Source organism: Streptomyces racemochromogenes, assembly GCF_039535215.1.
Classification (GTDB): Bacteria; Actinomycetota; Actinomycetes; order Streptomycetales; family Streptomycetaceae; genus Streptomyces; species Streptomyces racemochromogenes.
The window spans coordinates 6,727,960-6,749,860 of record NZ_BAAAWT010000001.1; the positions used below are offsets into that span (position 1 = coordinate 6,727,960).

General features: G+C 72.7%; 17 protein-coding genes and 2 pseudogenes. 10 read left to right on the forward strand and 9 right to left on the reverse strand.

Annotation, left to right across the window (positions count from 1 at the left end):
• Positions 1-12 precede the first annotated feature (12 nt).
• A complete protein-coding gene (locus ABD973_RS31165) occupies positions 13-1,368 on the reverse strand; it encodes an MFS transporter (RefSeq protein WP_125820025.1) in 1,356 nt (451 codons plus the stop codon).
• 335 nt (positions 1,369-1,703) lie between these two features.
• On the opposite strand from ABD973_RS31165, the gene ABD973_RS31170 reads away from it, so the two are divergent.
• From ABD973_RS31170 to ABD973_RS31180, 3 genes are all read left to right on the forward strand, one after another.
• Positions 1,704-2,771 (forward strand): hypothetical protein, encoded by a 1,068-nt coding sequence (locus ABD973_RS31170; protein ID WP_345503491.1) that lies wholly within the window; start codon positions 1,704-1,706, stop codon positions 2,769-2,771.
• A gap of 2 nt (positions 2,772-2,773) precedes the next feature.
• The gene (locus tag ABD973_RS31175; protein ID WP_345503493.1) at positions 2,774-3,265 is read left to right on the forward strand and encodes a hypothetical protein; all 492 of its coding nucleotides are present in this window, start codon (positions 2,774-2,776) and stop codon (positions 3,263-3,265) included.
• Positions 3,266-3,738: 473 nt separating this feature from the next.
• Positions 3,739-5,355, forward strand: coding sequence for an MFS transporter (locus ABD973_RS31180; RefSeq protein WP_345503495.1), 1,617 nt, complete (start codon positions 3,739-3,741; stop codon positions 5,353-5,355).
• A gap of 65 nt (positions 5,356-5,420) precedes the next feature.
• Here the strand turns inward: ABD973_RS31180 and ABD973_RS31185 are convergent.
• A pseudogene (locus ABD973_RS31185) lies at positions 5,421-5,849 on the reverse strand (transposase); the annotation flags it as partial.
• On the opposite strand from ABD973_RS31185, the pseudogene ABD973_RS31190 reads away from it, so the two are divergent.
• The 6 genes and pseudogenes from ABD973_RS31190 to ABD973_RS31215 all read left to right on the forward strand — a co-directional run.
• Positions 5,757-6,320 (forward strand): annotated as a pseudogene (locus tag ABD973_RS31190) (FG-GAP repeat domain-containing protein); the annotation flags it as partial. The pseudogenes ABD973_RS31185 and ABD973_RS31190 overlap by 93 nt on opposite strands.
• A gap of 148 nt (positions 6,321-6,468) precedes the next feature.
• A complete protein-coding gene (locus ABD973_RS31195) occupies positions 6,469-6,819 on the forward strand; it encodes a hypothetical protein (protein WP_345503497.1) in 351 nt (116 codons plus the stop codon).
• A 486-nt stretch (positions 6,820-7,305) separates the two neighbouring features.
• A complete protein-coding gene (locus ABD973_RS31200) occupies positions 7,306-8,061 on the forward strand; it encodes a (5-formylfuran-3-yl)methyl phosphate synthase (protein WP_125823829.1) in 756 nt (251 codons plus the stop codon).
• 7 nt (positions 8,062-8,068) lie between these two features.
• Positions 8,069-9,478 (forward strand): aldehyde dehydrogenase family protein, encoded by a 1,410-nt coding sequence (locus ABD973_RS31205; RefSeq protein ID WP_345503499.1) that lies wholly within the window; start codon positions 8,069-8,071, stop codon positions 9,476-9,478.
• Entirely contained in the window at positions 9,475-10,587 is a 1,113-nt protein-coding gene (locus ABD973_RS31210; RefSeq protein WP_345503501.1) for an NAD(P)-dependent alcohol dehydrogenase, read from the forward strand. Before ABD973_RS31205 ends, ABD973_RS31210 begins: the two co-directional genes overlap by 4 nt.
• The gene (locus ABD973_RS31215) at positions 10,584-11,546 is read left to right on the forward strand and encodes an SAM-dependent methyltransferase (protein WP_345503503.1); all 963 of its coding nucleotides are present in this window, start codon (positions 10,584-10,586) and stop codon (positions 11,544-11,546) included. The genes ABD973_RS31210 and ABD973_RS31215 overlap by 4 nt, the downstream gene beginning before the upstream one ends.
• A gap of 69 nt (positions 11,547-11,615) precedes the next feature.
• On the opposite strand, the gene ABD973_RS31220 is transcribed toward ABD973_RS31215, so the two are convergent.
• From ABD973_RS31220 to ABD973_RS31245, 6 genes are all read right to left on the reverse strand, one after another.
• A complete protein-coding gene (locus ABD973_RS31220) occupies positions 11,616-12,149 on the reverse strand; it encodes an EF-hand domain-containing protein (RefSeq protein WP_125820018.1) in 534 nt (177 codons plus the stop codon).
• Between the two features lie 162 nt (positions 12,150-12,311).
• Complete coding sequence (locus tag ABD973_RS31225) at positions 12,312-13,757, reverse strand: hypothetical protein (protein ID WP_125820017.1); 1,446 nt, start codon at positions 13,755-13,757, stop codon at positions 12,312-12,314.
• Positions 13,758-14,092: 335 nt separating this feature from the next.
• Positions 14,093-14,899, reverse strand: a complete 807-nt coding sequence (locus ABD973_RS31230; protein WP_386381939.1) for an ABC transporter ATP-binding protein — start codon at positions 14,897-14,899, stop codon at positions 14,093-14,095.
• Positions 14,886-15,938 carry a taurine ABC transporter substrate-binding protein gene (locus tag ABD973_RS31235; RefSeq protein ID WP_125820015.1) on the reverse strand — a complete coding sequence of 351 codons (1,053 nt, stop codon included), beginning with the start codon at positions 15,936-15,938 and terminating at the stop codon, positions 14,886-14,888. The genes ABD973_RS31230 and ABD973_RS31235 overlap by 14 nt, the downstream gene beginning before the upstream one ends.
• A gap of 88 nt (positions 15,939-16,026) precedes the next feature.
• Positions 16,027-16,935 (reverse strand): ABC transporter permease, encoded by a 909-nt coding sequence (locus tag ABD973_RS31240; protein WP_386381936.1) that lies wholly within the window; start codon positions 16,933-16,935, stop codon positions 16,027-16,029.
• The gene (locus tag ABD973_RS31245; RefSeq protein WP_345503507.1) at positions 16,932-18,047 is read right to left on the reverse strand and encodes an LLM class flavin-dependent oxidoreductase; all 1,116 of its coding nucleotides are present in this window, start codon (positions 18,045-18,047) and stop codon (positions 16,932-16,934) included. The genes ABD973_RS31240 and ABD973_RS31245 overlap by 4 nt, the downstream gene beginning before the upstream one ends.
• A 552-nt stretch (positions 18,048-18,599) precedes the next feature.
• Between ABD973_RS31245 and ABD973_RS31250 the strand changes: the two genes are divergently transcribed.
• Positions 18,600-19,148, forward strand: coding sequence for a rhodanese-like domain-containing protein (locus tag ABD973_RS31250; RefSeq protein WP_125820013.1), 549 nt, complete (start codon positions 18,600-18,602; stop codon positions 19,146-19,148).
• An 86-nt stretch (positions 19,149-19,234) separates the two neighbouring features.
• Here ABD973_RS31250 and ABD973_RS31255 read toward each other — a convergent pair whose 3' ends face one another.
• Complete coding sequence (locus tag ABD973_RS31255; RefSeq protein WP_345503510.1) at positions 19,235-21,862, reverse strand: RICIN domain-containing protein; 2,628 nt, start codon at positions 21,860-21,862, stop codon at positions 19,235-19,237.
• Between the last annotated feature and the right edge of the window lie 39 nt (positions 21,863-21,901).

The following is a 21,901-nucleotide window of genomic DNA, read 5'->3' on the forward strand; positions in this document are numbered from 1 at the left end:
GCGCGGCCCCGGTCAGCCCTTGACGGGGACGGGTGCGGCCGTACGGGCGGCCCGGTCGAGGCTGCGGCCGCGGGTCTCCCGGGCGACGAGCGCGGTCACCGTCGTGACCAGCGCGGCCGCGCAGAGGTAGACGGAGACCGGCACGGAGGACCCGTACTCCTTCAGCAGCTCCACCGCGATGATCGGCGCGAGGGCCCCGCCGATGATGGAGGCGACCTGCGAGCCCATGGAGGCCCCCGAGTAGCGGACGCGGGTGTCGAACATCTCGGAGATGAACGCCGCCTGGGGTCCGTACATCGCCCCGTGCAGCAGCAGCCCGGCCGTCACGGCGAGGGCGATCACCGGGAAGGAACGCGAGTCCAGCAGGGCGAAGAAGACGAACGCCCAGCCCGCCATCCCGACCGACCCGACGAGGGTCACGGCCCTGCGCCCGATCCGGTCCGACAGCGCGCCCCACAGCGGGATCGTCACGAAGTGCACCGCCGAACCGATCAGCACGGCGTTCAGCGCGTCCCCCTTCGGCAGGTGCAGGTGCACGGTCACGTAGACGAGCAGAAACGCCGTCAGCACGTAATAGGAGATGTTCTCCCCGACCCGCACCCCGATCGCCGTGAGCACCCCGCGCCGGCCCGACCGCAGCACCTCCACCACCGGCGGGCGCTGCCGCACCCCCGCCGCCTCCTCGGCCTCGGCCCGGGCCCGCGCCTCCAGGAACGCCGGCGACTCCGACACCGAGACCCGTATCCACAGCCCGACCACCACCAGTACCCCGGACAGCAGGAACGGCACCCGCCACCCCCACGCCAGGAACGCCTCGTCGGACTGGACGGCGGCCAGCAGCGCGAGCACCCCGGTGGCCAGCAGGTTCCCGCCGGGCGCACCGGCCTGCGGCCACGAGGCCCAGAACCCGCGGTGCCGCTCGTCCCCGTGCTCGGCGACGAGCAGCACCGCCCCGCCCCACTCCCCGCCGAGCGCGAACCCCTGCACCAGCCGCAACACGGTCAACAGCACGGGCGCGGCCCCGCCGACGGCGGCGTGCGTCGGCAGCAACCCGATCGCGAAGGTGGCCCCGCCCATCATCAGCAGACTCACCACGAGCAACCGCTTGCGCCCGATCCGGTCCCCGAAGTGCCCGAACACCACCCCGCCGATGGGCCGCGCGGCGAAGCCGACGGCGTAGGTGAGGAAGGCGAGGAGGGTTCCGACGAGGGGGTCGCTGGCGGGGAAGAACAGCGTGTTGAACACCAGCGCGGCGGCGGAGCCGTAGAGAAAGAAGTCGTACCACTCGATGGTGGTCCCGACGAGACTCGCGGCGACGATCCTGCGTATGCCGGACGGGCTGGTTCTGCTCGCTGCGGGGGAGACCATGTGCACCACTTCCAAGGGGTCTGCGGGGACATCGGTGTCGCCACAACGTAGAAGTCCCCAGGTCAGCGGCATATGTGGCGGGCCATCACAATCGGGTGCCGTCTTGTGTGCGTTGGCACCACACCACCATTGGTGGCTCAATTCCACCCTCGGAGTACATCCCTCCGCATCGCGCCGGATATACAGAATTCCGCCCGCTTCGGCAGGGCGGTGCTGACTTCCGTGCTGACTACGCAGCGTTGAACCCCAACATTCGGCGTGGATCGGCTTCGCGAGCTTGTCGCTCGGAGGCCACTAGGAACGGGCGCGGCGGCGACGGAGGCATCGACATCCAGGTGACCGTGGACGGGCGCGTGCGGATCTACCAGCTGAAGTACTTCCCGGAGGGCTTCCCCGGCTCGTACCAGGGCCGCAGAGCGGGCATCAAGCGGTCGTTCAAGAAGGCGCTGGAGCACGATCCTGACGACTGGGTGCTGGTCGTACCGTGCGCGCTGACGCTCTCGGAGCGCGCCTACGTCCAGGATCTCGGTGCGGGGGCGGAGCGACCGCGTATCCGTGTCCTGGACCGGGCATGGCTGGACGACAAGCTGGCCCTCCACGCGGACTTGGAGAGCTCGTGCGTCCGGGACGACCTGCGGGAGGCGGCACGCGACTACAGGGCGGAACTGGCGTTCCTGGCGGGCGGCACCGACGACATCGCCCAAAGGGTCGGTGCCCTGGGCCGGCGCATCGACCGCCTCGATCTGCACTGGTCCATCGACGTCGCCTACCGCAACGGCGCGGTGGTGCAGACCCTGAGGCCGAAGCACCCCCGCGCGCAGCAGGTGAGCCCGATCTACTTCACCGTCCGCGGCCACTTCAAGGACGCCGATCCGGGCCTGACGGCTGCGGTGCGGCGCGTCGTGGGCTTCGGCACCGCCGAGGAACTCATCCTGCCCGCCTCCGCTATCCAGGAGCTCAGCGTGCATGGCCCTGAGTGGCTCCGCATCGACGGCGAGAACGCCGAGGTCCGGATGGAGCCGCTGTCACCCGCCCCGGGCCAGGGGCAGAGCGTCGAGCTGGTCTTTCTCGACGGTTCCGGGGCTGTCCGATCGGTGCACGAGGGAACCGTGCGCGCCATGGGGAAGGGGCAGCTCGGCAGCAGCCTCGACCTGGCGTTCACCGGACTACGGCTCACGTTCTGCCACGCCGACGACGCGAGCGTTCCGACCGCGGCCAGTTGCGCCGTCGACTTGACTGGCCTGTCCTGCCCCGACGCTCTCCAGGCCCTCGACATCTACGGCCAGGTCATGGAGGGAAGCGCCTTCCGCCTGCGCCTCAACGGCGAGGAGCTGGCCGCGGGCACGTTCCCGGGGCGGGTCTCACCCAGGAGGACCGTGAACGGCTTGCGAGGCTCCGGCTGACCGTGGAAGACTTGCACGTGGTCCAGCAGCACGCACGGCACCACTTCTCCGTCCCCAGCGAGCTGCGGCCGGCCGACCGCGTGCTGCTGCGCATCGCCCGACTCCTCATCGAGGGACACTGCGTCGCCAACCCGTTCCTCGCCAGCCTGAGCATCGAGCTCAACGGCCAGGACTCCCCGGTCCTGCGCGCGCTCCTCACGGGCGGAGGCGCCGCCAACAGGGCACTGCTGCCGACCTTCACGTTCCCCTTCGCCGACCGCGAGCTGCCGCTCGGCCCCGTCCACATCTACCATCCCCACGTCCGGGCCGAAGACGCCGAACAGGCCCTGCAGGCCCTGGCGGCGGGCCGCGCGGAGGGCCACCACGTCACGCTGCGCCCCGCAGGCGGGGAGCCCTACCGGCTCTACCTCGCCCGCGTCGGCGACACCACCGACCTCAGCACCCTGACCCCCACACCCCTGGAAATCCCCGGCCCCAGCTCCCGGCCGTCCTGAGCGTGCAGGCCAGCAGATTCTTGGTCTCCTGGTGGTACAGCCGACGTACTCATGCTGACCTGCGGAAATGGTCATGCCTGCAGCTCCACGGAGGGAGCTGGTCCGGCAAAGGTCCGGATCTTGGTCGGTGCCTGGTGTCAGTCGCGGACCTGACGGCGCCAGAAGCCCTCGGCGATCGGCGTGGCCCGGGCCCATCGGCCAGGGCTGACGGCAGGCGCTTCGAGGTAGCCGTAAGTGCAGCGTGCGGTGCTTGCGCTCGTGTGGACCCCGGCTTCGGATCGCGCCGCAGCGACGAGAGCGGCGTCGGGTCCGCCGATGGCCTGGGCCGTAAGCGGTAGCCCATTCGTAAGGCCGAGCGGAGCGATGCCCGTGATGAGGGCCCCCTTCTGTATGGCGTAGCGCCTCCGCCAATCAGATGATGTGCGTGGCGGGTCGCGGATACGCACTCCGGGTTTGCTGGGACGATCCCGCCCATGGCATCGAGGGCAGGCTCTGTCGAGAGTTCGGCACCAGCGCGGGTCGTCTTGCTGACGCTTTCGGCCGGCCAGTTCCTGATGGCGCTCGACAGCTCGGTCATGAACGTCTCGATCGCGACGGTGGCCGAGGACGTGGGCACGACCGTGTCGGGCATCCAGGGGGCGATCACCGCCTACACCCTCGTGATGGCGATGTTCATGATCCCGGGCGGCAAGGTCGGGGCGCTGATCGGCCGCAAACGCGCGTTCCTGATCGGCTGCTGCATCTACGGGGCCGGCTCCCTCACCACGGCGCTGGCACCGAACCTGACCGTGCTGCTGTTCGGCTGGGCGCTTCTCGAAGGCCTCGGGGCGGCACTCATCCTGCCCGCGATCGTGGCGCTGGTGGCCGGCAACTTCGTTCCCGAACGCCGTCCCGCCGCCTACGGACTCGTCGCGGCGGCCGGGGCTGTGGCGATCGCGGTCGGGCCGCTCGTCGGCGGGGTCGCGACGACGTACTTCTCCTGGCGGTGGGTGTTCGCCGGTGAGGTGCTGGTGGTGCTCGGCATCCTGGTGCTGGCGCGCCGCATCGCCGACGCCCCGGTCGGCGAACGCAAGCGCATCGATCTCGTCGGCGCCGTGCTGTCCGCGCTCGGGCTGGGGCTCTTCGTCTACGGGGTGCTCCGCTCGGACGAATGGGGCTGGTTCCATCCGAAGCCCGACGCGCCCTCGTGGCTGGGGATCTCGCTGGTCGTGTGGCTGATGCTGGCAGGTCTGCTGCTGATCTGGCTCTTTCTGCGCTGGGAGGCTCGCCTTGTGGAACGGGGCAGGGACCCGCTCATCGACCCGGCGCTGCTGCAGAACAAGCAGCTCACCGGCGGACTGACCATGTTCTTCTTCCAGTACCTGGTGCAGATGGGCGTGTTCTTCGTCGTACCGCTCTACCTGTCGGTCGCCCTGGGCCTGTCCGCGCTGCAGACGGGTGCCCGCCTCCTGCCGCTGTCGGTGACCCTGCTGGCGGCCGCGGTCCTGATCCCCCGCTTCCTCCCGGACGTCTCGCCACGGCGCGTGGTACGGCTCGGGGTCCTCGCCCTGCTCGCCGGTGCGGTGATCCTGATGGCCGCGCTCGACGTCGGCGCCGGTGCGGAAGTCGTCACCGTCCCCCTGCTGCTGATCGGTCTCGGAATGGGCGCACTGGCGTCCCAGCTCGGATCGGTCACCGTCTCCGCTGTACCGGAGGAGAAGAGCGCGGAGGTCGGCGGCGTCCAGAACGCCGTCACGAACCTCGGCGCCTCGATCGGTACGGCACTCGCCGGATCGGTCATGATCGCCGCCCTTGCCAGTTCTTTCCTGATCAGCATCCAGCAGAACCCGGCGATCCCGGAGAGCGTCAAGAGCCAGGCGACCGTCAAGATCCAGAGCGGCGCACCGTTCCTGTCGGACGCGCAGCTCGAGGCAGCCCTCGACGAAGCCGGCACGACCACGGAGGTGTCGCAGGCGGCACTGGACGCGAACGCCGCAGCCAGGCTCGACGGCCTCCAGGCTGCCCTCGCCATCCTCGCCCTCGCCGCCCTTCTCGCGCTGTTCTTCACCCACCGCATCCCGACGGCCCAGCCCCGCTCGACACAGCCCTAAGGGTTGTCCCGTAAATGATCTCCGAGCTGCCTCGGGCAGGCTCCGTGGTCGTGTAGCCCGCTGGCCTATCTGGCGAGGGTGAGGTTGTGCATCCGGGCGATGCCGAGCATGGCGTGGTGGACGCCGTCGCCTTTGAGGCGGCAGTCGCGGAGGATCTTCCAGGTCTTCATACGGGCGAAGACGTGCTCGACGCGGGCCCGGACCTGCTTGTGGGACTTGTTGTGCTCTTCTTTCCAGTCCGGCAGTTCGGTCTGGCCGCGCCCGCGGCGGTGCGGGATGACGAGTCCGGTGCCCGGGTAGCCACCGTCGGCGATCGTGAGGGTCTTGCCGACGGCGGCCTTGGCGCCGGATTCTTCCTACGCTTTGCAGTCGTTGCGGTTTCCGGCGAGCGGCCGGCCGACCACGACGACCCGGCGGGTGTCAGCGTCGATGACGACCTGGTGGTTGGTGGAGTACCGGTAGTTCTTCGACCGTTCGGCGATGGTGTGGTCCCGTGGACCTCGACCGAGGAGCACCCCCGGTTCGCGCTGCGGACCACCGGCGACGGGGCGACGGACGTCATCGGCTTCGGCCCCCACGGCGTCGTCGTCGCACGCGGCCTCGGCGACGGCACCTTCGAGCCCTCGAAGCTCGTCCTGAACGACTTCGGCACCGCCCAGGGATGGACGCCCGAGAAGCACCTCCGCTTCCTCGCCGACGTCACCGGCGACGGCAACCCCGACATCATCGGCTTCGGCGACGAGGGGGTCTGGATGGCGCACAACCTCGGCGACGGCCGCTTCGAACAGGCCCAACTGGTCTGCCGCGGCTTCGGGTACGACGACGACGCCGGCGCCTGGCGCGTCGGCCACCACCCCCGTTTCCTCGCCGACGTCACCGGCGACGGGCGCGTCGACATCGTCGGCTTCGGAGGTCCGGGCGTGTACGTGGCCCGCAACCTCTACCGCCGCTTCCGGACCCGCTGACCGGGTGCGTGGGCCGGGGCCTGCCGTACGCGCGAGGCCCCGGGACCGCCCACCACCGGGGCCCGTCAGGCGGGGTCACAGTCGGATCGCCAGGTCCCGGACGCCGGCCACGGCGAGCCGGCTGCCGCGTCGGCAGACCAGTGAGCGTGTGCGGAACGAATTTCCGGACGCCGCGGGAGCGAAGCTGCCCATCGTGCTGACCGCGGTCGACGCCCTGACGCCGAGCGTGGCGGCGAACGTGGACCGCTACGCCCGTCGACTGTCATCCGTCGACGCCGCCGCCGGCGTCGACACCTTCACCGGCTCCTACCGCGACAGCCACCGGATCGTCCCGCCGCGGCCGGCCCACCACCTGTTCGCCGGTGACGGGGCGCTGCTCCTGGACGTACGCATGCCCCCGAGTATGCAACCACCCGCAAGAAACCCTGTTGACCAAGGTGCGCGCCGTACCGGCCTTCGCGCCGCGGATGATCGGGGGGACCGCAGCCCGGACCGCTGATACGAATTGGTGGCTGCCGCACTGGGCGCGCCGCCGCGATTACCGGTTCGGACCGGGCAGCGATGTGGTCCAGGACCGGGGCCTCCACGGCGAGCTGCGCCGCCAGGGCGCGGGTGAAGCCGGTTCGGCGCGGGGTTGGTGACGTGGGGCCGGTGGACTCTCAGGAGCGACTGCGACGGACGGACGGTCTGCGGTACATCCGAGGTGCGGGCCCAGCGGGCGTTGGTCAACGAGGCACACCAGGGGTACCGGAGTGCACAAGTGCGCATCGGGAGGCAGGGGTGGCGTGCAGCGGCAGATGTCGGTGCACACTGGGGCGCGCCGGGGCACGCCGCGGCGTGCGTGTGCCTCCGCGCGCCTCCGGGGAGCCACGCGCGCCCTACCGGTGGCCGCGGGGCGACGGAAAGGATGAGCGCACCGCAGGTGAACCAGCTGATCCGCACCCCTGTCCTCGGCCGGGCGGGCATGCGGCGGAAGGAGCTCATGGTGTTGCTGCTCATCTCCCCGGACGGTGTCGAGGAAGCCCTCGACTGCGCGAAGGCTGCGGAACACCTCGACATCGTCGACGTCAAGAAGCCCGACGAGGGCTCGCTGGGAGCCAACTTCCCCTGGGTCATCCGGGAGATCCGCGACGCGGTGCCGGCGGACAAGCCGGTGTCCGCCACCGTGGGGGACGTGCCGTACAAGCCCGGCACGGTGGCGCAGGCCGCGCTCGGCGCGGTGGTCTCCGGCGCCACGTACATCAAGGTCGGCCTGTACGGCTGTACGACACCCGAGCAGGGCATCGAGGTCATGCGGGCGGTCGTCCGTGCGGTGAAGGATCACCGCCCCGAGGCGCTCGTGGTCGCCTCGGGCTACGCCGACGCCCACCGCATCGGCTGCGTCAACCCGCTCGCCCTGCCCGACATCGCCGCCCGCGCCGGTGCCGACGCGGCCATGCTGGACACCGCGATCAAGGACGGCACGCGGCTCTTCGACCACGTCCCGCCTGACGCCTGCGCCGAGTTCGTCCGGCGCGCCCACGCGTCCGGTCTGCTCGCCGCCCTCGCGGGCAGCGTCAAACAGGCCGATCTCGGTCCGCTGACCCGTATCGGCACGGACATCGTGGGCGTGCGAGGAGCGGTCTGCGCCGGCGGCGACCGCAACGTCGGGAGGATCCAGCCGCATCTGGTCGCCGCCTTCCGCGCCGAGATGGACCGGCAGGCCCGGGAACACGCCGTCGCCGCCCCGGCCGTGAGCTGACCACCCGGTGCCGACACCAGAAGCCGATCGCGCCCCCGGGCATCGCGGCACACGCTTCGCCGTCGTCGACCCGGCCACCGGGGAGGCCTTCGACGAGGCTCCCGACCAGCAGCCGGACGAGCTGGACGAGGCGGTCGCCCGGGCCGAGCGGGCCTGGCGCCGCTGGCGCGGCGACCGCGCCGCCCGCACCACCGCCCTGCGCGCTGCCGCCGACGCCGTGGAGACGGCCGGCGACGACCTCGCCCGGCTGCTCACGCGGGAACAGGGCAAGCCCCTGGCCGAGTCGTACGCCGAAATCGCCCGTACGGCGGCCCGGCTGCGCTACTTCGCCGACCTGGCCCCCAGGACCCGCCGGATCGACGACGGCCGACCCGTGCACAGCGAGGTCCGCTGGCGGCCCGTCGGGCCCGTCGCCGCGATCGTGCCGTGGAACTTCCCGCTCCAGCTCGCGGCGGCGAAGTTCGCGCCCGCCCTCGCGGCCGGCAACACCGTGGTCCTCAAACCGTCCCCTCACACCCCCCTCGCCACCCGGCTGCTCGCCCATGTCCTCGCCGCCGTCCTGCCCGAGGACGTCCTGACCGTCGTCACGGGCCGTGAACCCCTCGGTGCCCGGCTGGCCGCCCACCCGGGCATCCGTCACGTCACCTTCACCGGCTCGGTGCCCACCGGCCGGGCCGTCGCCGAGGGTGCGGCGGCCTCGCTCGCCCGGGTCACCCTGGAACTGGGCGGCAACGACGCCGCCGTCCTCCTGGACGACGTCGACGTGGACCGGATCGCGGACCGGCTGTTCTGGGCCGCGTTCCGCAACTGCGGGCAGGTCTGCATGGCGGTCAAACGCGTCTACGCCCCCGCCCGGCTCCACGCCGAGGTCGTCGAAGCCCTCGCCCAGCGCGCGAAGACCGTCACGGTCGGATCCGGACTCGACCCGGACACCCGGATCGGTCCGGTCAGTAACGCTTCCCAGCTGGCCCGGGTCGAGCAGGTCACGCGGCGGACGCTGGCGGCCGGCGCCCGGGCTGCGGCCGGCGGCCACCGGCTCGACGGAGCGGGCTACTTCTTCGCTCCCACGATCCTCACCGACGTCCCGCCCGACAGCCCGGTGGTGACCGAGGAACAGTTCGGACCGGTCCTGCCGGTGCTGCCGTACCGCAACCTCGACGAGGCCGTCCACGCGGCCAACGGCACCGGCTTCGGGCTGGGCGGCTCCGTCTGGGGCACCGATCTCGACCGGGCCGAGGCGGTGGCCGACCGGCTGGAATGCGGCACGGCCTGGATCAACCACCACGCCGAACTCTCCCTGGCCCAGCCCTTCGCGGGCGTCAAGGACAGCGGCGTCGGTGTCGCAGGCGGCCCGTGGGGCCTCTACGGCAACCTCCGGCCCTTCGTCGTCCACCGGCCGCGGGAGGAGGAGGCGTGACGAGGAGGTTCCAGGCGGCCGTCCTGCGCTCGTACGAGGACCCCTTCACGATCGAGGACGTGGCCCTGAGCGCGGAACCCGGCTCCGGCGAGATCCTGGTGCAGATCGCGGGAGCCGGGATGTGCCGTACCGACCTCGCGGTACGGCGATCGGCCGGCCGCAGCCCGCTCCCGGCGGTCCTCGGTCACGAGGGCGCCGGAGTGGTGGTGGCGACGGGCGGTGGCCCCGGTGTCGTGCTCGGCGTCGGCGACCACGTCGTGCTGAGCTTCGACTCCTGCGGACACTGCCGGAACTGCAGCGCCGCGGCCCCCGCCTACTGTGACTCCTTCGCCTCCCTCAACCTCTTCGGCGGGCGCGAGGAGGATCCGCCGCGGCTCACCGACGCGACCGGAAAGGGCCTGGCCCCCCGATGGTTCGGCCAGTCCTCCTTCGCCGCGTACGCCCTCGTCCCGGCCCGCAACGCCGTCCGGGTCGACCCCGCCCTGCCGGTCGAACTGCTCGGGCCGCTCGGCTGCGGCTTCCTCACCGGTGCCGGAGCCGTACTGAACACCTTTGCGGCAGGACCCGGCGACACCCTCGTGGTCCTCGGCGCGGGAGCGGTGGGCCTGGCCGCCGTGATGGCGGCCACCGCCGCCGGCGTGCGGACCGTGGCCGTCGACCGGCATCCCGAGCGGCTGGACCTGGCCGAACGGTTCGGTGCCACCCCGCTGTCCGCCGGACCGCACGGACTCCCCGAACGGATCCGCCGACTGACCGACGGCGGAGCCCAGTACGCCCTGGACACCACGGCCTCGGCCCCGCTCGTCAACGACGCGCTCCGAGCACTGCGCCCCACCGGCACCCTCGGCCTCGTGGCACGCCTCCACACCCCGCTGCCGCTCGAACCGGGCACGCTCGACGCAGGCCGGGGCATCCGCCACATCTGCGAAGGCGACGCGGTACCCGGACTGCTGATACCCCGGCTGACCGGCCTGTGGCAGGCCGGCCGCTTCCCCTTCGACCAACTGATCCGCACCTACCCGCTGGCCGACATCAACGAGGCCGAACGCGACTGCGACGCCGGCCGCGTGGTCAAACCCGTCCTGCTGCCGGAAAGAAGAGACCGATGAGCGAAACCTCCCTCACCAAGGATTCCCCCCACCGGGCCACCGGAGGAGAAACGGCCGCCACGGCGACCCGGCGGCCGGCTGATGCGGAAGGCGTGGACGCAGGTGTGGGGCTGACCGCCCTCCTGGTCGCCGCCGCCCGGGCGCTCGAGACCCACCGCCACGACAGCCTGGCCCAGGACGTACACGCCGAACACTTCGTACGCGCGGCCCCGGCGTGCGCGGACTGGCCGGTACGCATCGGGCAGGTCCCGGAGGGGGACGAGAACCCGCTGTGGGGCAGGTTCGCCCGCTACTTCGGGCTGCGGACCCGGGTCCTCGACGACTTCGTCCTCGGGTCGGTCCACGACGGCGCCCGTCAAGTGGTGTTGCTGGGCGCGGGACTTGATACGCGTGCCTTCCGGCTGGACCTGCCGTCCGACTGCGTCGTCTTCGAGATCGACAGGGCGGGTGTGCTGGCCTTCAAGCAGCAGGTGCTCACGGACCTGTCGGCCGCCCCGAGGGCGAAGCGCGTCCCGGTACCGGTCGACCTGCGCGCGGACTGGGTCACCGCGCTGACCTCCGCCGGCTTCGACCCCGGCGCACCGAGCGTCTGGCTGGCCGAGGGGCTGCTCTTCTACCTGCCGGCCACCGCCGAGACGTACCTCGTCGACACGGTGGACCGGCTGACCACCGGGGGCAGCGCCCTGGCCTTCGAGGCCAAGCTGGAGAAGGACCTGCTGGCGTACCGCGACAGCGCGATCTACACGGCGACGCGGGAGCAGATCGGGATCGACCTGCTCGACCTCTTCGACCTGGGACCGCGCCCCGACTCGGCGGGTCACCTGACGGCCAGGGGCTGGTCCACGTCGGTGCAGACCCCCTTCGACTTCACCCGCCGGCACGGACGCGGTCCGCTTCCCGAACCGAACGACGCCCTGGAGGGCAACCGGTGGGTCTTCGCCCACAAGCCCGGCCCGTGACGCCCGGCGGGCCGCCGGTGCGTCCCGGGACGGCCGACGCCGCCCCGGGACCCTCCCGACCGGGCCGTGTCACACGGCCGGGGCGCCCACCAGCCGGTCGCCGGGAATCCCGGCCAGGTCCGGGGCGTAGTAGTCCTCGATGCCGGCGGCCCACGTGGCCACGGTGATGCGGTCCGCGGCGTCCGGGGCGAAGGCGTCGAAGAGCGCGTCGATGTTCGCCTTCTCGAAGCCGATCGCCGTCATCAGCGACATGAAGAGCGGGCGCTCGATCAGGCCGTCCCCGTCCGGGTCGCCGAGTGCGGAGAGCGCCGTGGCGAACTCGGCGACCGTCGGGCCGAAGCGCTGGGGGTCGAGTACGAAGGGGCGGAACTCCTCGAGGGTGATCACGCCGTCGCCGTTGGCGTCCAGCTCGGTGGCCAGCGTCGTCCAGTAGCGGCGGAACGCGGTCCGGATGGCCTCCCTGGCATCGGCGTCCGAGTCGACCGCCGCCTCCAGAACGCGCTCCGTCATGAGGTCGAAGTCGCCGGAGTCGATGACTCCGTTGCCGTTGGCGTCGAAGAGGGAGAAGACCAGCTCGGCCCGCTTGGCGGCCTCAGTGCGCATGCCCGTCACCTGTCTCGTGCGGCCCGTCGGTGCCGGGCCTTGCTCGATGAGTACGTTCCAGGTAACCGCGCCGGGGGAGAGCCGTGACGGTGCGGCGGGCGCGGCTACCCGAAGGAGTGAGTCCGCCGGCAACCGGCACGGCGCCGACGGGCGGTTCGCGGCTCAGCGCTTGGAGATGCGGACCACTCCGGTTTCGGTGCCCTGGTAGAGGGTGCCGTCCGGGGCGGCCGTCCCCCGCATCTGGAGCGGGTTGTAGACCAGCCCGATGCCCAGGAAGGAGCTGGTGAGCTGGGCGCCGGTGGCCGGATCGATGACGGAGTGGTGGTACTGGGCGAAGGTGTTCAGCCCGGCGCTGCCCGTCGGACCGGTCACGGAGACGGTGTAGATCTTCCCGTCGGCCAGGGACAGCCGGGGCAGGGCGGCGGACTTCACCGGGCTGTTCCACACCACCGAGCAGCCCGTTCCCTCGGCGTTCACGTCGATCCGGCTGAGACCGCCCTCGAAGCTCGCGGAGGAGGGCTGGCTCGCCGGAGCACCCGCGGGCAGGGCCGGGTAGGGGTAGCCGTAGGTGTTGGTGACGAAGACGCTGCGCCCGGAGGCGATGACGGCGTCCTCGGTGCCGCTGCGGGCGTACTGGGTGAGCACGGGGATCCGGCAGACCGGGTCCGGTCCGCCGGCCGCCCGGTAGACCAGCAGGTTCCCGTGCGGGGCGGCGTTGTCGACGATCGTCACGTACTCGGTGCCGTTGCCCGGCCCGAAGAAGCTCGGGGTCGTGCCGGTGCCCCAGCTGAGCTGGCCGGGCTTGCGGGCCGGACCCCGGTCGTACGGCGCCCGCCAGTCCACCACGGGGGTACCGTCCGGGCCGGCCGACAGGAGGTAGAGCGCGTGGTCGGTGGCGACGGCGGTCCGGCCCGGGACGGTGGAGATGCTGTTCTGGACGCCCTCGCCGGTGCTGATGCTGCGCACCGCCCCGGTGGCGGTGTCCACGGTCCCGATCACACCGCCGCTGGTGGCGAACCAGACCCTGCCCTCCCAGTCGGGGGTGAGGCCGACGATGTTGTCCCCGGCGGGGACGGCGTTGCCGAGCGGGGTGGACTGCTCGATCCGGAGGGTCCATCCGGAGCCGGCGCGGCGGTGGGCGACGCGTACGAGGTTGTTGTTCCCGTCGACGACGACCAGCCGGTCGGCGTTGTCGAGGTAGGCGTACACGCCGCCGAAGAGGCTGCCCTTGGGCAGCGCCAGGGAGGCGAGGTCGGCCCCGGTGGCCGGGTCGAGCAGGTGCACGGTCGGCGTCTGGCCGAAGATGGTGGTGCAGAGCGCGACCACGTAGCCGTCGCCGCCCACGACCACGGTGGGGCAGGCCGAAGCCAGCGCCGTGCGGGAGTAGTCGATCGCGGACGTCCCGGGCCCCGGGTGGGGCGTGGTACCGCTCGAGGCACTGTCGCCGTGCATGGTCGCGGCGCCGTTGGCGGCGGTGGCCGGGTTCTGCGGCGCCTGCGGGCCGAACGGGGAAGCCGGCTCGGCGGCGGCGGGGGCGCTGCCGAGCGCCATGGTGAGGGAGAGGGCGAGCACGGCAAGGCGCCCGCCCGCGGGCAGGGAGAACGGCATCAGGGGGGTCCTCGTGACGGGAAGGGGAGGCGACGGCTGCGGAGCGAGGGGCCGGCGGCCGCACCGGATGCGGCGGCACCCGGGGTCGGCCGGCGTGGTGGGAACGGCCGACGGGGCGGCTGCCGATGGTGCGGCCCGGCCCCTGCTTCCGTGTGGCGGTTGCTCCCCGGAACGGCTCTGACGGCGACGCTATCCGCTGCCCCGGCGATTCGGATCTTCCCGTGGCGGCCGGCCACAGCTTGTTCACGCAGTTCACGTTCCCGCAGCATGGGGGCAACACACGGCGGGGGCGTACGGGCCTCCGCCGCTGCCGCGCCCGGTGCCGCGGTCGGCCGTCACGGGCCGGGAACGGCTCCGCCGCGCATGATCTCGGTGAGACGGCCGCGCAGCCGGGCGAACTCGGGTGAGGCCCGCAGCGCGGACACGTCCGTGCCGGGCCCCCTGGCCAGGTCCACCGGCAGCTCCGCCACCACCCGGCCGGGACCCGCGGCCATGACCAGCACCCGGGAGCCCAGCAGCACCGCCTCCTCCGCCGAGTGCGTCACGAACAGCACCGTCGTGCCGAGCCGCCCCGCCAAGGCCCGTACCTCCTCCTGGAGCCGCTCCCGGGTCAGTGCGTCGAGCGCGGCGAACGGCTCGTCCATGAGCAGGAGTTCGGGCTCCGCGGCCAGTGCCCTGGCCAGCGCCACCCGCTGCTGCTGACCACCCGACAGCTCCCACGTACGCCGGCCCGCCGTCCCGGGCAGTCCCACCCGCTCCAGGAGCTCGGTGATCCGGCCGGGCCGGTCGGACCGCGGCACGCCCAGCCGGGCCAGCGCGAAGGCGAGGTTCCCGCCCACCGTGCGCCAGGGGAACAGGCGGGGCTGCTGGAACACCACCCCCGCCCCCGCGCCCGGCCGGGGGAGCGCGCCCCGGACCCGGGCCCGGCCCGTGGCGGGCCGCTCGAAGCCCGCCACCACGCGCAGCAGGCTCGTCTTGCCGCAGCCGGACGGCCCGACCAGGACGACGAACTCGCCGGCGTGGACCCGTACGTCCACGCCCTCGAGCGCCGTCACCGGCGCCTTCGCCGACCCGTACCGGACCGACACGCCCGCCAGCTCGACGACCGCGGTCCGCGTCTCGGGCCCGTCAGTTCGCGGCACGGCCGAGCTCCTCCACCGCGAGCGCCCGCCCGAAGACCGCCTCGTCCGGTACGGAGTCGACCGCCTTCTGCCCCTTCAGGAACACGGCGGCGTCGTGCAGGTTCGCCGCGAGCTTGCCCGGGGCGCCCGGCGTGCCCAGGTAGTCGGGTCCGGTCTGCTCCTTCGCGCTGAGCAGCACCAGTTCGGACAGCTGCCGCTTCGCCTCCTGCGCCGGCAGCCCGAGCTCCGCCCCGATGGACTTCGCGGCCTGGTCCGGTGCGGTACGCGCCTGGGCGACGGCCGTGTCCTGCGCCTTGATCCAGGCCGTGACCACGTCCGGGTGCTTGGCCGCGAACGCGTTCGTGACCACGCCCAGGTCGGCCGTCGGCTTGCCCTGCCTGGCCAGTTCACGGCTGGTGACGAGCACCTTGCCGTCCTTGGTCAGTTCGCTCAGCGTCGGCGTCCACACGTAGGCGGCGTCGATGTCCCCGCGCTTCCACGCGGCGAGCGCGTCCTGCGGCTGGAGGTCGATGGTCTGCACGGACGACGGCTCGACACCCGCCGTCGTCAGCGCGGCGAGCAGTGAGTAGTGGGCCGTCGACCCGAAGGGAGTGGCCACCTTCTTGCCCGCCAGGTCCTTCACCGAACCGATCCCGGGCTTGGCGACGAGCGCCTCGTTGTCCCCGATCAGGTCGTGGATCCACACCACTTTGTACGGGATGTTCAGCGGCGCGGAGAGCCCCTTGGTGACGGGGCTCGACCCGGCCAGACCCAGGTCGACCGACCCGGCGATGACGGCCGTGTTGACGTCGCCACCGGACTCGAACTTCACCCATTTCACGTCGACTTCGGGAAGGGCCCGCTCCAGCAGCTTCTGGTTCTTCACCACCAGGTCGGCGTTGGGTATCGCCTGGTAGGCGATCCGTACGGTGGTCCGCCCCGAGGATCCGCCGGCCGCGTCGCCGTCACCTCCGCAGGCGGTGGTGACGGAGGCGGTCAGGGCGACGGCCGCGGTGAGCAGGAGGGTGCGGCGGGACAGGCGGGGCAGACGTGCGGGCATGGACGAACTCCGGTCTGAGGTCGGACGGCGAGGGAATGCGGGAGGAGGGGGGAAGGGGGGAAGGGGGACGAGAGGAGAGGGGCGGGGATCAGGCGCGGCCGCGCCACGGCACGGCGATCCGCTCGACGAGCCGCAGCAGCGCGTCCAGCACGATCCCGGACAGGCCGATGGCGAGGATGCCCGCGATCACCAGCGCCGTCTGGTTGTAGCGCTGCGCATCGCGGATCATGCCGCCGATGCCGGGCACGCCGTTGATGGTCTCCGCCGCGACGACCGAGGTGTAGGCGACACCGACGGCGATGCGGACCCCGGTGAGGATCTCGGGCAGCGCGGAGGGCAGCCGCACGGACAGCAGCAGCGCAGTCGGCCCCGACCCCAGCGCCCGCGCGGCCTCGACCAGCCGGCCGGGCACGGTGCGTACGGCCGCCGCGGTGGCCGCCGCGATCGGTGGCAGGGCCGCGATGACCAGCAGCCAGATCTTCGGGGCCTCGTCGATGCCGAACCAGATGACGAGCAGCGAGAGGTACGCCAGGGGCGGCAGCGTCCGCAGGAACGTCACCGCGGGCTCCAGTACGACGGCCAGCGGCCGGACCGTACCGATCAGCAGCCCCAGCGGCACCCCGGCCAGCACGGCGTACGCGGAGCCCGTGCCGATCCTGCCCAGGCTGACGCCCAGATGCTCGATCAGCAGATGGCCGCCGTAGCCGCGCACCCCGTCGTGCACCGTGGAGGCGAGGACGAACTGCCGCCACACATCGCCGGGCGAGGGAACCAGCACCCGCGGCCACACCTCGGCGGAGACCACCGCCTGCCAGGCGGCGAGGAGCACGGCGAGGGCGACGAGCCGCAGCCCGCCCCACCGGAAGGCTTCGCGCAGGCGCTCCCGTCGGGGGGAATCGGCCCCGGCCCCGGCCCCGCTACCGTCCTGTTCGGGGGCGGGTTGGGGGAGCCGGTCCGGACCGGGCGCCGCCGTCGTCGTCGGCGTGGGAGCGGTCACGGGGTTTCCGCCCCGGTCAGGGCGCGCAGCCGCGGGGCCACTTCCTCGCCGACCCGGTACGCCTCTTCGAGGTGCGGGTAGCCGGAGAGGACGAACTCGTCGATGCCCAGTTCGCGGTACTCGGCGAGCCGTGCGGCCACCTCGTCGTGCGAGCCGACCAGCGCGGTCCCGGCGCCCTCCCGGACCAGGCCGACGCCCGCCCACAGGTTCGGCGCCACCGTGAGGCGGGTGGCGTCCGCGACCCCGCCGTGCAGCGCGGTCATCCGGGCCTGCCCGGTGGAGTCCATGCCGGCGAACCGCTCCTGGCTCGCCCGTACGGCCTCCGGGTCGAACCCGGCGAGGATCCGGTCCGCCTCGGACCAGGCCTCGGCGGCGGTGTCCCGGCTGATGACGTGCAGCCGCAGGCCGAACCGGACGGTGCGCCCCGCCGCCCGGGCCCGCTCCCGCAGCCGGGTGACGCGTGCGGCGACGGCGGCGGGCGGCTCGCCCCACAGCAGTTGCACGTCGGCCTGCCGCGCGGCGACCTCCTCGGCGGCCGGGGAGGCCCCGCCGAAGTACAGGGGCACGGGGTGGCGCAGTTCCGGATCGGTGAGCCGGGCGCCCGCGATCCGCAGGTGCGCCCCGTGGTGGTCGGCCGTCTTGCCGTCGAGCAGGGTGCGGAGGACCGTCATCACCTCCTCGGTCCGGGCGTACCGCGCGTCGTGCTCCAACCAGTCACCGTACGCCCGCTGTTCGGCCGGGTCGCCGCCGGTCACCACGTTGAGCGCGAGCCTGCCTCCCGCGAACCGGCGGAAGGCGTCGGCCTGCTGGGCGAGCAGGGTCGGACTGGCGAATCCGGCGCGGAACGCCACCAGGAAGCCGATCCGGGTGGTGTGCTGCGCGAGCGCGGCGGTGAGGATCCAGGGATCCACGCAGCCGAGCCCCACGGGCGTGAGCAGCGAGTGGAACCCGGCCTGCTCGGCGGCGCGGGCCACCTGGGCCAGGTACGGGATGTCCGCGGGCCGCCGGGTGGCGGATCCGGTACGGCCCTGGACGGCGGTGACACCGCCGGGATCGCGGCCGTCCCCGCCGGTGGGCAGGAACCAGTGGAGCAGGAGGGGGTTTTCCGGCATGAGGGGACCTCGTCGAAGCAGCAGCACGGCACGCGCCACCATCGCCGAGGGAGGTGACACGTGTACGCGAGCAGAGGGGCAGACGGAAGGAAGCGCGAAGGGGCGCGCGGTTGTTGCGTGCGGGATCAGGGGCGGGGGACCGCCCGGTCCTCAGCGGACCTGCGGATCAGCAGCCGCGCGCACGAGGGGAACCGGCCCGACACAGCATGGTCGAAACACGCAGCAGATCTACGTGACGACGCGATACGAGTACGGGGGCCATGGCCGCATCCTGTCGGGGCGGCTCCGGAGCGTGCAAGCGCAGTCCGAGGGTTGGACCATCTCGTTCCGCATGCCGAGACGCATTCCCGGGGGCGGCGACGCCCGGCACGGCGGCCGGGGCCGCGGGATTGTTGCCGCGGCATGGCGAACGCGTGGCGGTCGCGCGAGGTCCCGGACGGGGGCGTTCGCAGTCCCTAGGATCCGCGGCAGGGCCCCCACCCGGGCGCATCGCGCACCCGTCCCCCCTTCTCCTCCCTCCCCTCACCCCCCTCTGCAAGGACTCGTTCCGCCATGACCGTTCCCCGTGCCATCGCAGTCGCCGAGGCGCAGCCGCGCCTGGGTGAGCTGACCGTCGTAGACGTCCGCACCCCGGGCGAGTTCGCCACCGGCCACCTCCCGGACGCCCTCAACGTGCCCCTCGACCGGCTCGCGGGGAGCGTCCCGGACCTGCGGGCGGCCGCCGAACGGACACCCCTGCTCGTGGTGTGCGCCTCCGGAGCCCGCTCGGACAAGGCCGTCACGGAACTCGCCGTCCACGGCATCGCCGCCTCCGGCCTGAGCGGCGGCACCCGGGCCTGGGCGGCCGCCGGGCATCCGCTCCAGCGGCCTCCCGGTCCCGTGCGGGCCGTCTGGGCGATGGAGCGGCAGGTCCGCTTCACCGCCGGCGGCACCGTGCTGCTCGGCCTGCTCCTCGGGCTGCTCGTCCACCCGGCCTTCGAGCTGCTGTCCGGGGCCATCGCGGCGGGCCTGGTCTTCTCCGCGGTCACCGACACCTGCGCCATGGCCGTGCTGCTCGGGCGACTCCCGTTCAACCGGCGCGGAACCCAGCCCCGCACCTGACCGCCGGCCCCGGGCCGGGCCCGGAACCGGGACTCGCCCCGCGCGGCAGCAGGCTGTCGGGCCTGCGACCGCGCGGGGCGCGGGGGTCAGGACGGGTCGCCGTACTGGAGGCCGCGTCCGTTGGTGCCGACGTACACGCGGCCGAAGACGTCGGGGTCACCGGTGATGACGCCGGTGCCGCCGATGCCGCCCCACTGGTGCGCGTCGTCGTTGACGCGGAGCCAGGTGGCGCCCTGGTCGGTGGAGCGGAAGACGCCCGTGACGTCCTTGACGGTGCCGATCAGGTACAGGGCCTGGTAGGAGGCGCCCGGCGCGGCCTTGCCGAAGCCGAGGGCGGAGACGGACTTCACCGGGGCGAGCCGGGTGAAGGTGCGGCCCCCGTCGGTGGAGTGCAGGAGCCCCTGGCCACCGCCGGCGATCCACAGGTCCCCCGCGACCGCGGGGACGGCCTTGAGCCGGCCGTCGGCGGGCAGGCCCGTGGCGCGGGCGGTGAAGGTGGCCCCGCCGTCGGTGCTGGCGTACAGGGTGCCGCCGGCCAGGGAGTAGAACGTCCCGGCCGAGGAGCGGTCGGAGACGACGACGGCGTCGGTGCCCAGCCCGCCGACCTTCGTCCAGCTCGCTCCCTTGTCGGCCGACCGGTACGGGACCTGGCCCGCCTGGGTCCAGACGATGACCGAGCCGTCGGCGGAGAGCGCCACCCGGCCGCTGTCGGCGCCGGCCACCGGTTCGGACGCGAAGCCGTTCCAGTTGCGGCCGCCGTCGGTGGAGTAGGCGCCGTCCTGCGCGCCACCCCGGCCGACGCGGACCATCATCGAGGGGTTGGACTCTGCGAAGTCGATGGACGTGCTGTTGGACATCATCGGGTTCTTCAACCGCCCGGCGGGCACCTCGGTCAGGGAGTCGTGGCGGAATCCGCCCAGGTCGCCCATGGCCGTGATGACCTGGGCCCCGCCGGGCGGGGCTATCGCGTCCAGCAGGGCGGTCTCCTCCAGGCCGCGGGCGCCCACGCTCCAGTGGCTGGTGCCGCCGCCGTCGGAGGCGCCCGCGTCCTTGCTGCGCAGGATGCCGCTGCCGGTGCCGTACAGCACGTGCCCGGAGTCGAAGGGATCGATGGCCAGGGCGGTCATCCAGTGCCCGGTGCCGGTGCCCACGTACGGAGCGGCGGACGCGTCCCGCACCGACTTGTCGGCCAGGGCCTTCCAGGTCGTGCCGCCGTCGGTGGTCCGGTAGATCTCGTCCTCGGGCCACCAGCGGTCGAGGGTGGTGACCATCACCGTGGACGGCTTGCGCGGGTCGACGGCGAGCCCGGAGAACCCGTAGCCCCCCTGGGACGGGGAGATGTTCTTCCACGCTCCGGCGGTCGGCGTGTGCTTCCACACCGAGCCCCCGGTCACGCCGTTGGGGCCCAGGGCATTGGTGTACGTCAGGTACAGGGAGCCGTCACCGGCTAGCACGCCGTGCTGCGGCATCTGTCCGGTGGGCTGACCGGGGACGGCCTGCCAGGTGCTGCCGCCGTCGGTGGAGCGGTAGAGGGAGGTGGACCTGTCGGCGACGCCGACGTAGACCGTCTTGCTGCCGGCCGGGCCGTACGTCACGAAGGAGATGCCCGCGCCGCTGCCCGCCCCGTCCTTGACGGGGAACGAGGAGACCTGGCTCCAGGTCGCGCCGTGGTCGGTGCTGCGCCACAGGCCGTTCTTGCGCGTGCCCAGCAGCAGGGTGCCGTTGTTCCCGGGGTCGACCGCCAGCCGTTCGCCCGCCCCGCGGCCGTCCTCGTTCCCGCCCAGCTTGAAGGGCAGGTCGGTGCGCTGGAACGTGCGGCCCCGGTCGGTGGAGCGCAGGATCGCGCCGTTGCCCGCCCAGTTGTTGGTGTAGGTGCCCGTGGCGAGGTAGAGGCGGCTGGATTCGACCGGATCGGTGGCCAGCGCGTCGATGCCCAGCAGGTTCCAGTCCTTCTCGCCGAGCCAGTCGGTCAGCGGGATCCACTGCTCGGCCCCGGTGTCCCAGCGGTAGGCGCCGCCCATGTCGGTGCGCGCGTACAGCAGGTCCTTCTCCCGGGGGTTGAACACGAGTCCGGTGACGTAACCGCCGCCCACCACCTGGGCGTTCCGCCACGTGTACGGTCCGGATCCGGGCGTCTTGGTCCCGGGCGTCCTCACCAGCCTCCACTGCTGGTTGGTGCCGCCGTGCCCGCGGTACTGGATGACCGACGCGCCGTCGGCCGTGGAGCCACCGGACACGTCCAGGACCTGGCCGCTCCTGCGGGAGGTCAGGACGACCGCGTCGGAACCGCCCACCTGGTCCACACGCCATTCCTGGGAGGGGGAAGAGCTGTCGGTCTGCTGCTCGGCGGCGGCCGCCTGGGCGTTCGAGTCGCCGGCTATGCCCAGGACCTTGCCGCTGTTGCGGTTCACCAGCTCGTAGTAGCCGTCCGCGGTGGGTCGCAGCTTCCACTGCTGGTTGGCGGTGTTCTGGTCGGTCCACTGCTGGACGCGGCTGCCGTCGGCGGTGGAGAAGGCGTTGACGTCCAGCGCCTTGCCGCTGCGTACGGAGACCAGCCGGTAGTAGGCGTCGCCGTCGACCGTCGCGGCCTGCGAGTCGTCCTGCACGTAGAGGAGGTACGGCACGAGGACGGCGGGCACGCCGAGCAGCAGTCCGGTTCCGGTCCAGCGACGGCGGTGGCGTCCGCGGCGGCCGCCGTTCGGGGGGTTCTTCATGGGGTTGTTCTCCTTGCGTGTTCCTGTGGATCGGGGCGG

Coding starts and splice junctions, on each gene's coding strand:
- ABD973_RS31250 (WP_125820013.1), top strand. CDS start 18,600: ATGACCGTTCCCCGTGCCATCGCAGTCGCCGAGGCGCAGCCGCGCCTG.
- ABD973_RS31235 (WP_125820015.1), bottom strand. CDS start 15,938: ATGCCCGCACGTCTGCCCCGCCTGTCCCGCCGCACCCTCCTGCTCACC.
- ABD973_RS31165 (WP_125820025.1), bottom strand. CDS start 1,368: ATGGTCTCCCCCGCAGCGAGCAGAACCAGCCCGTCCGGCATACGCAGG.
- ABD973_RS31225 (WP_125820017.1), bottom strand. CDS start 13,757: ATGCCGTTCTCCCTGCCCGCGGGCGGGCGCCTTGCCGTGCTCGCCCTC.
- ABD973_RS31180 (WP_345503495.1), top strand. CDS start 3,739: ATGGCATCGAGGGCAGGCTCTGTCGAGAGTTCGGCACCAGCGCGGGTC.
- ABD973_RS31245 (WP_345503507.1), bottom strand. CDS start 18,047: ATGCCGGAAAACCCCCTCCTGCTCCACTGGTTCCTGCCCACCGGCGGG.
- ABD973_RS31215 (WP_345503503.1), top strand. CDS start 10,584: ATGAGCGAAACCTCCCTCACCAAGGATTCCCCCCACCGGGCCACCGGA.
- ABD973_RS31255 (WP_345503510.1), bottom strand. CDS start 21,862: ATGAAGAACCCCCCGAACGGCGGCCGCCGCGGACGCCACCGCCGTCGC.
- ABD973_RS31220 (WP_125820018.1), bottom strand. CDS start 12,149: ATGCGCACTGAGGCCGCCAAGCGGGCCGAGCTGGTCTTCTCCCTCTTC.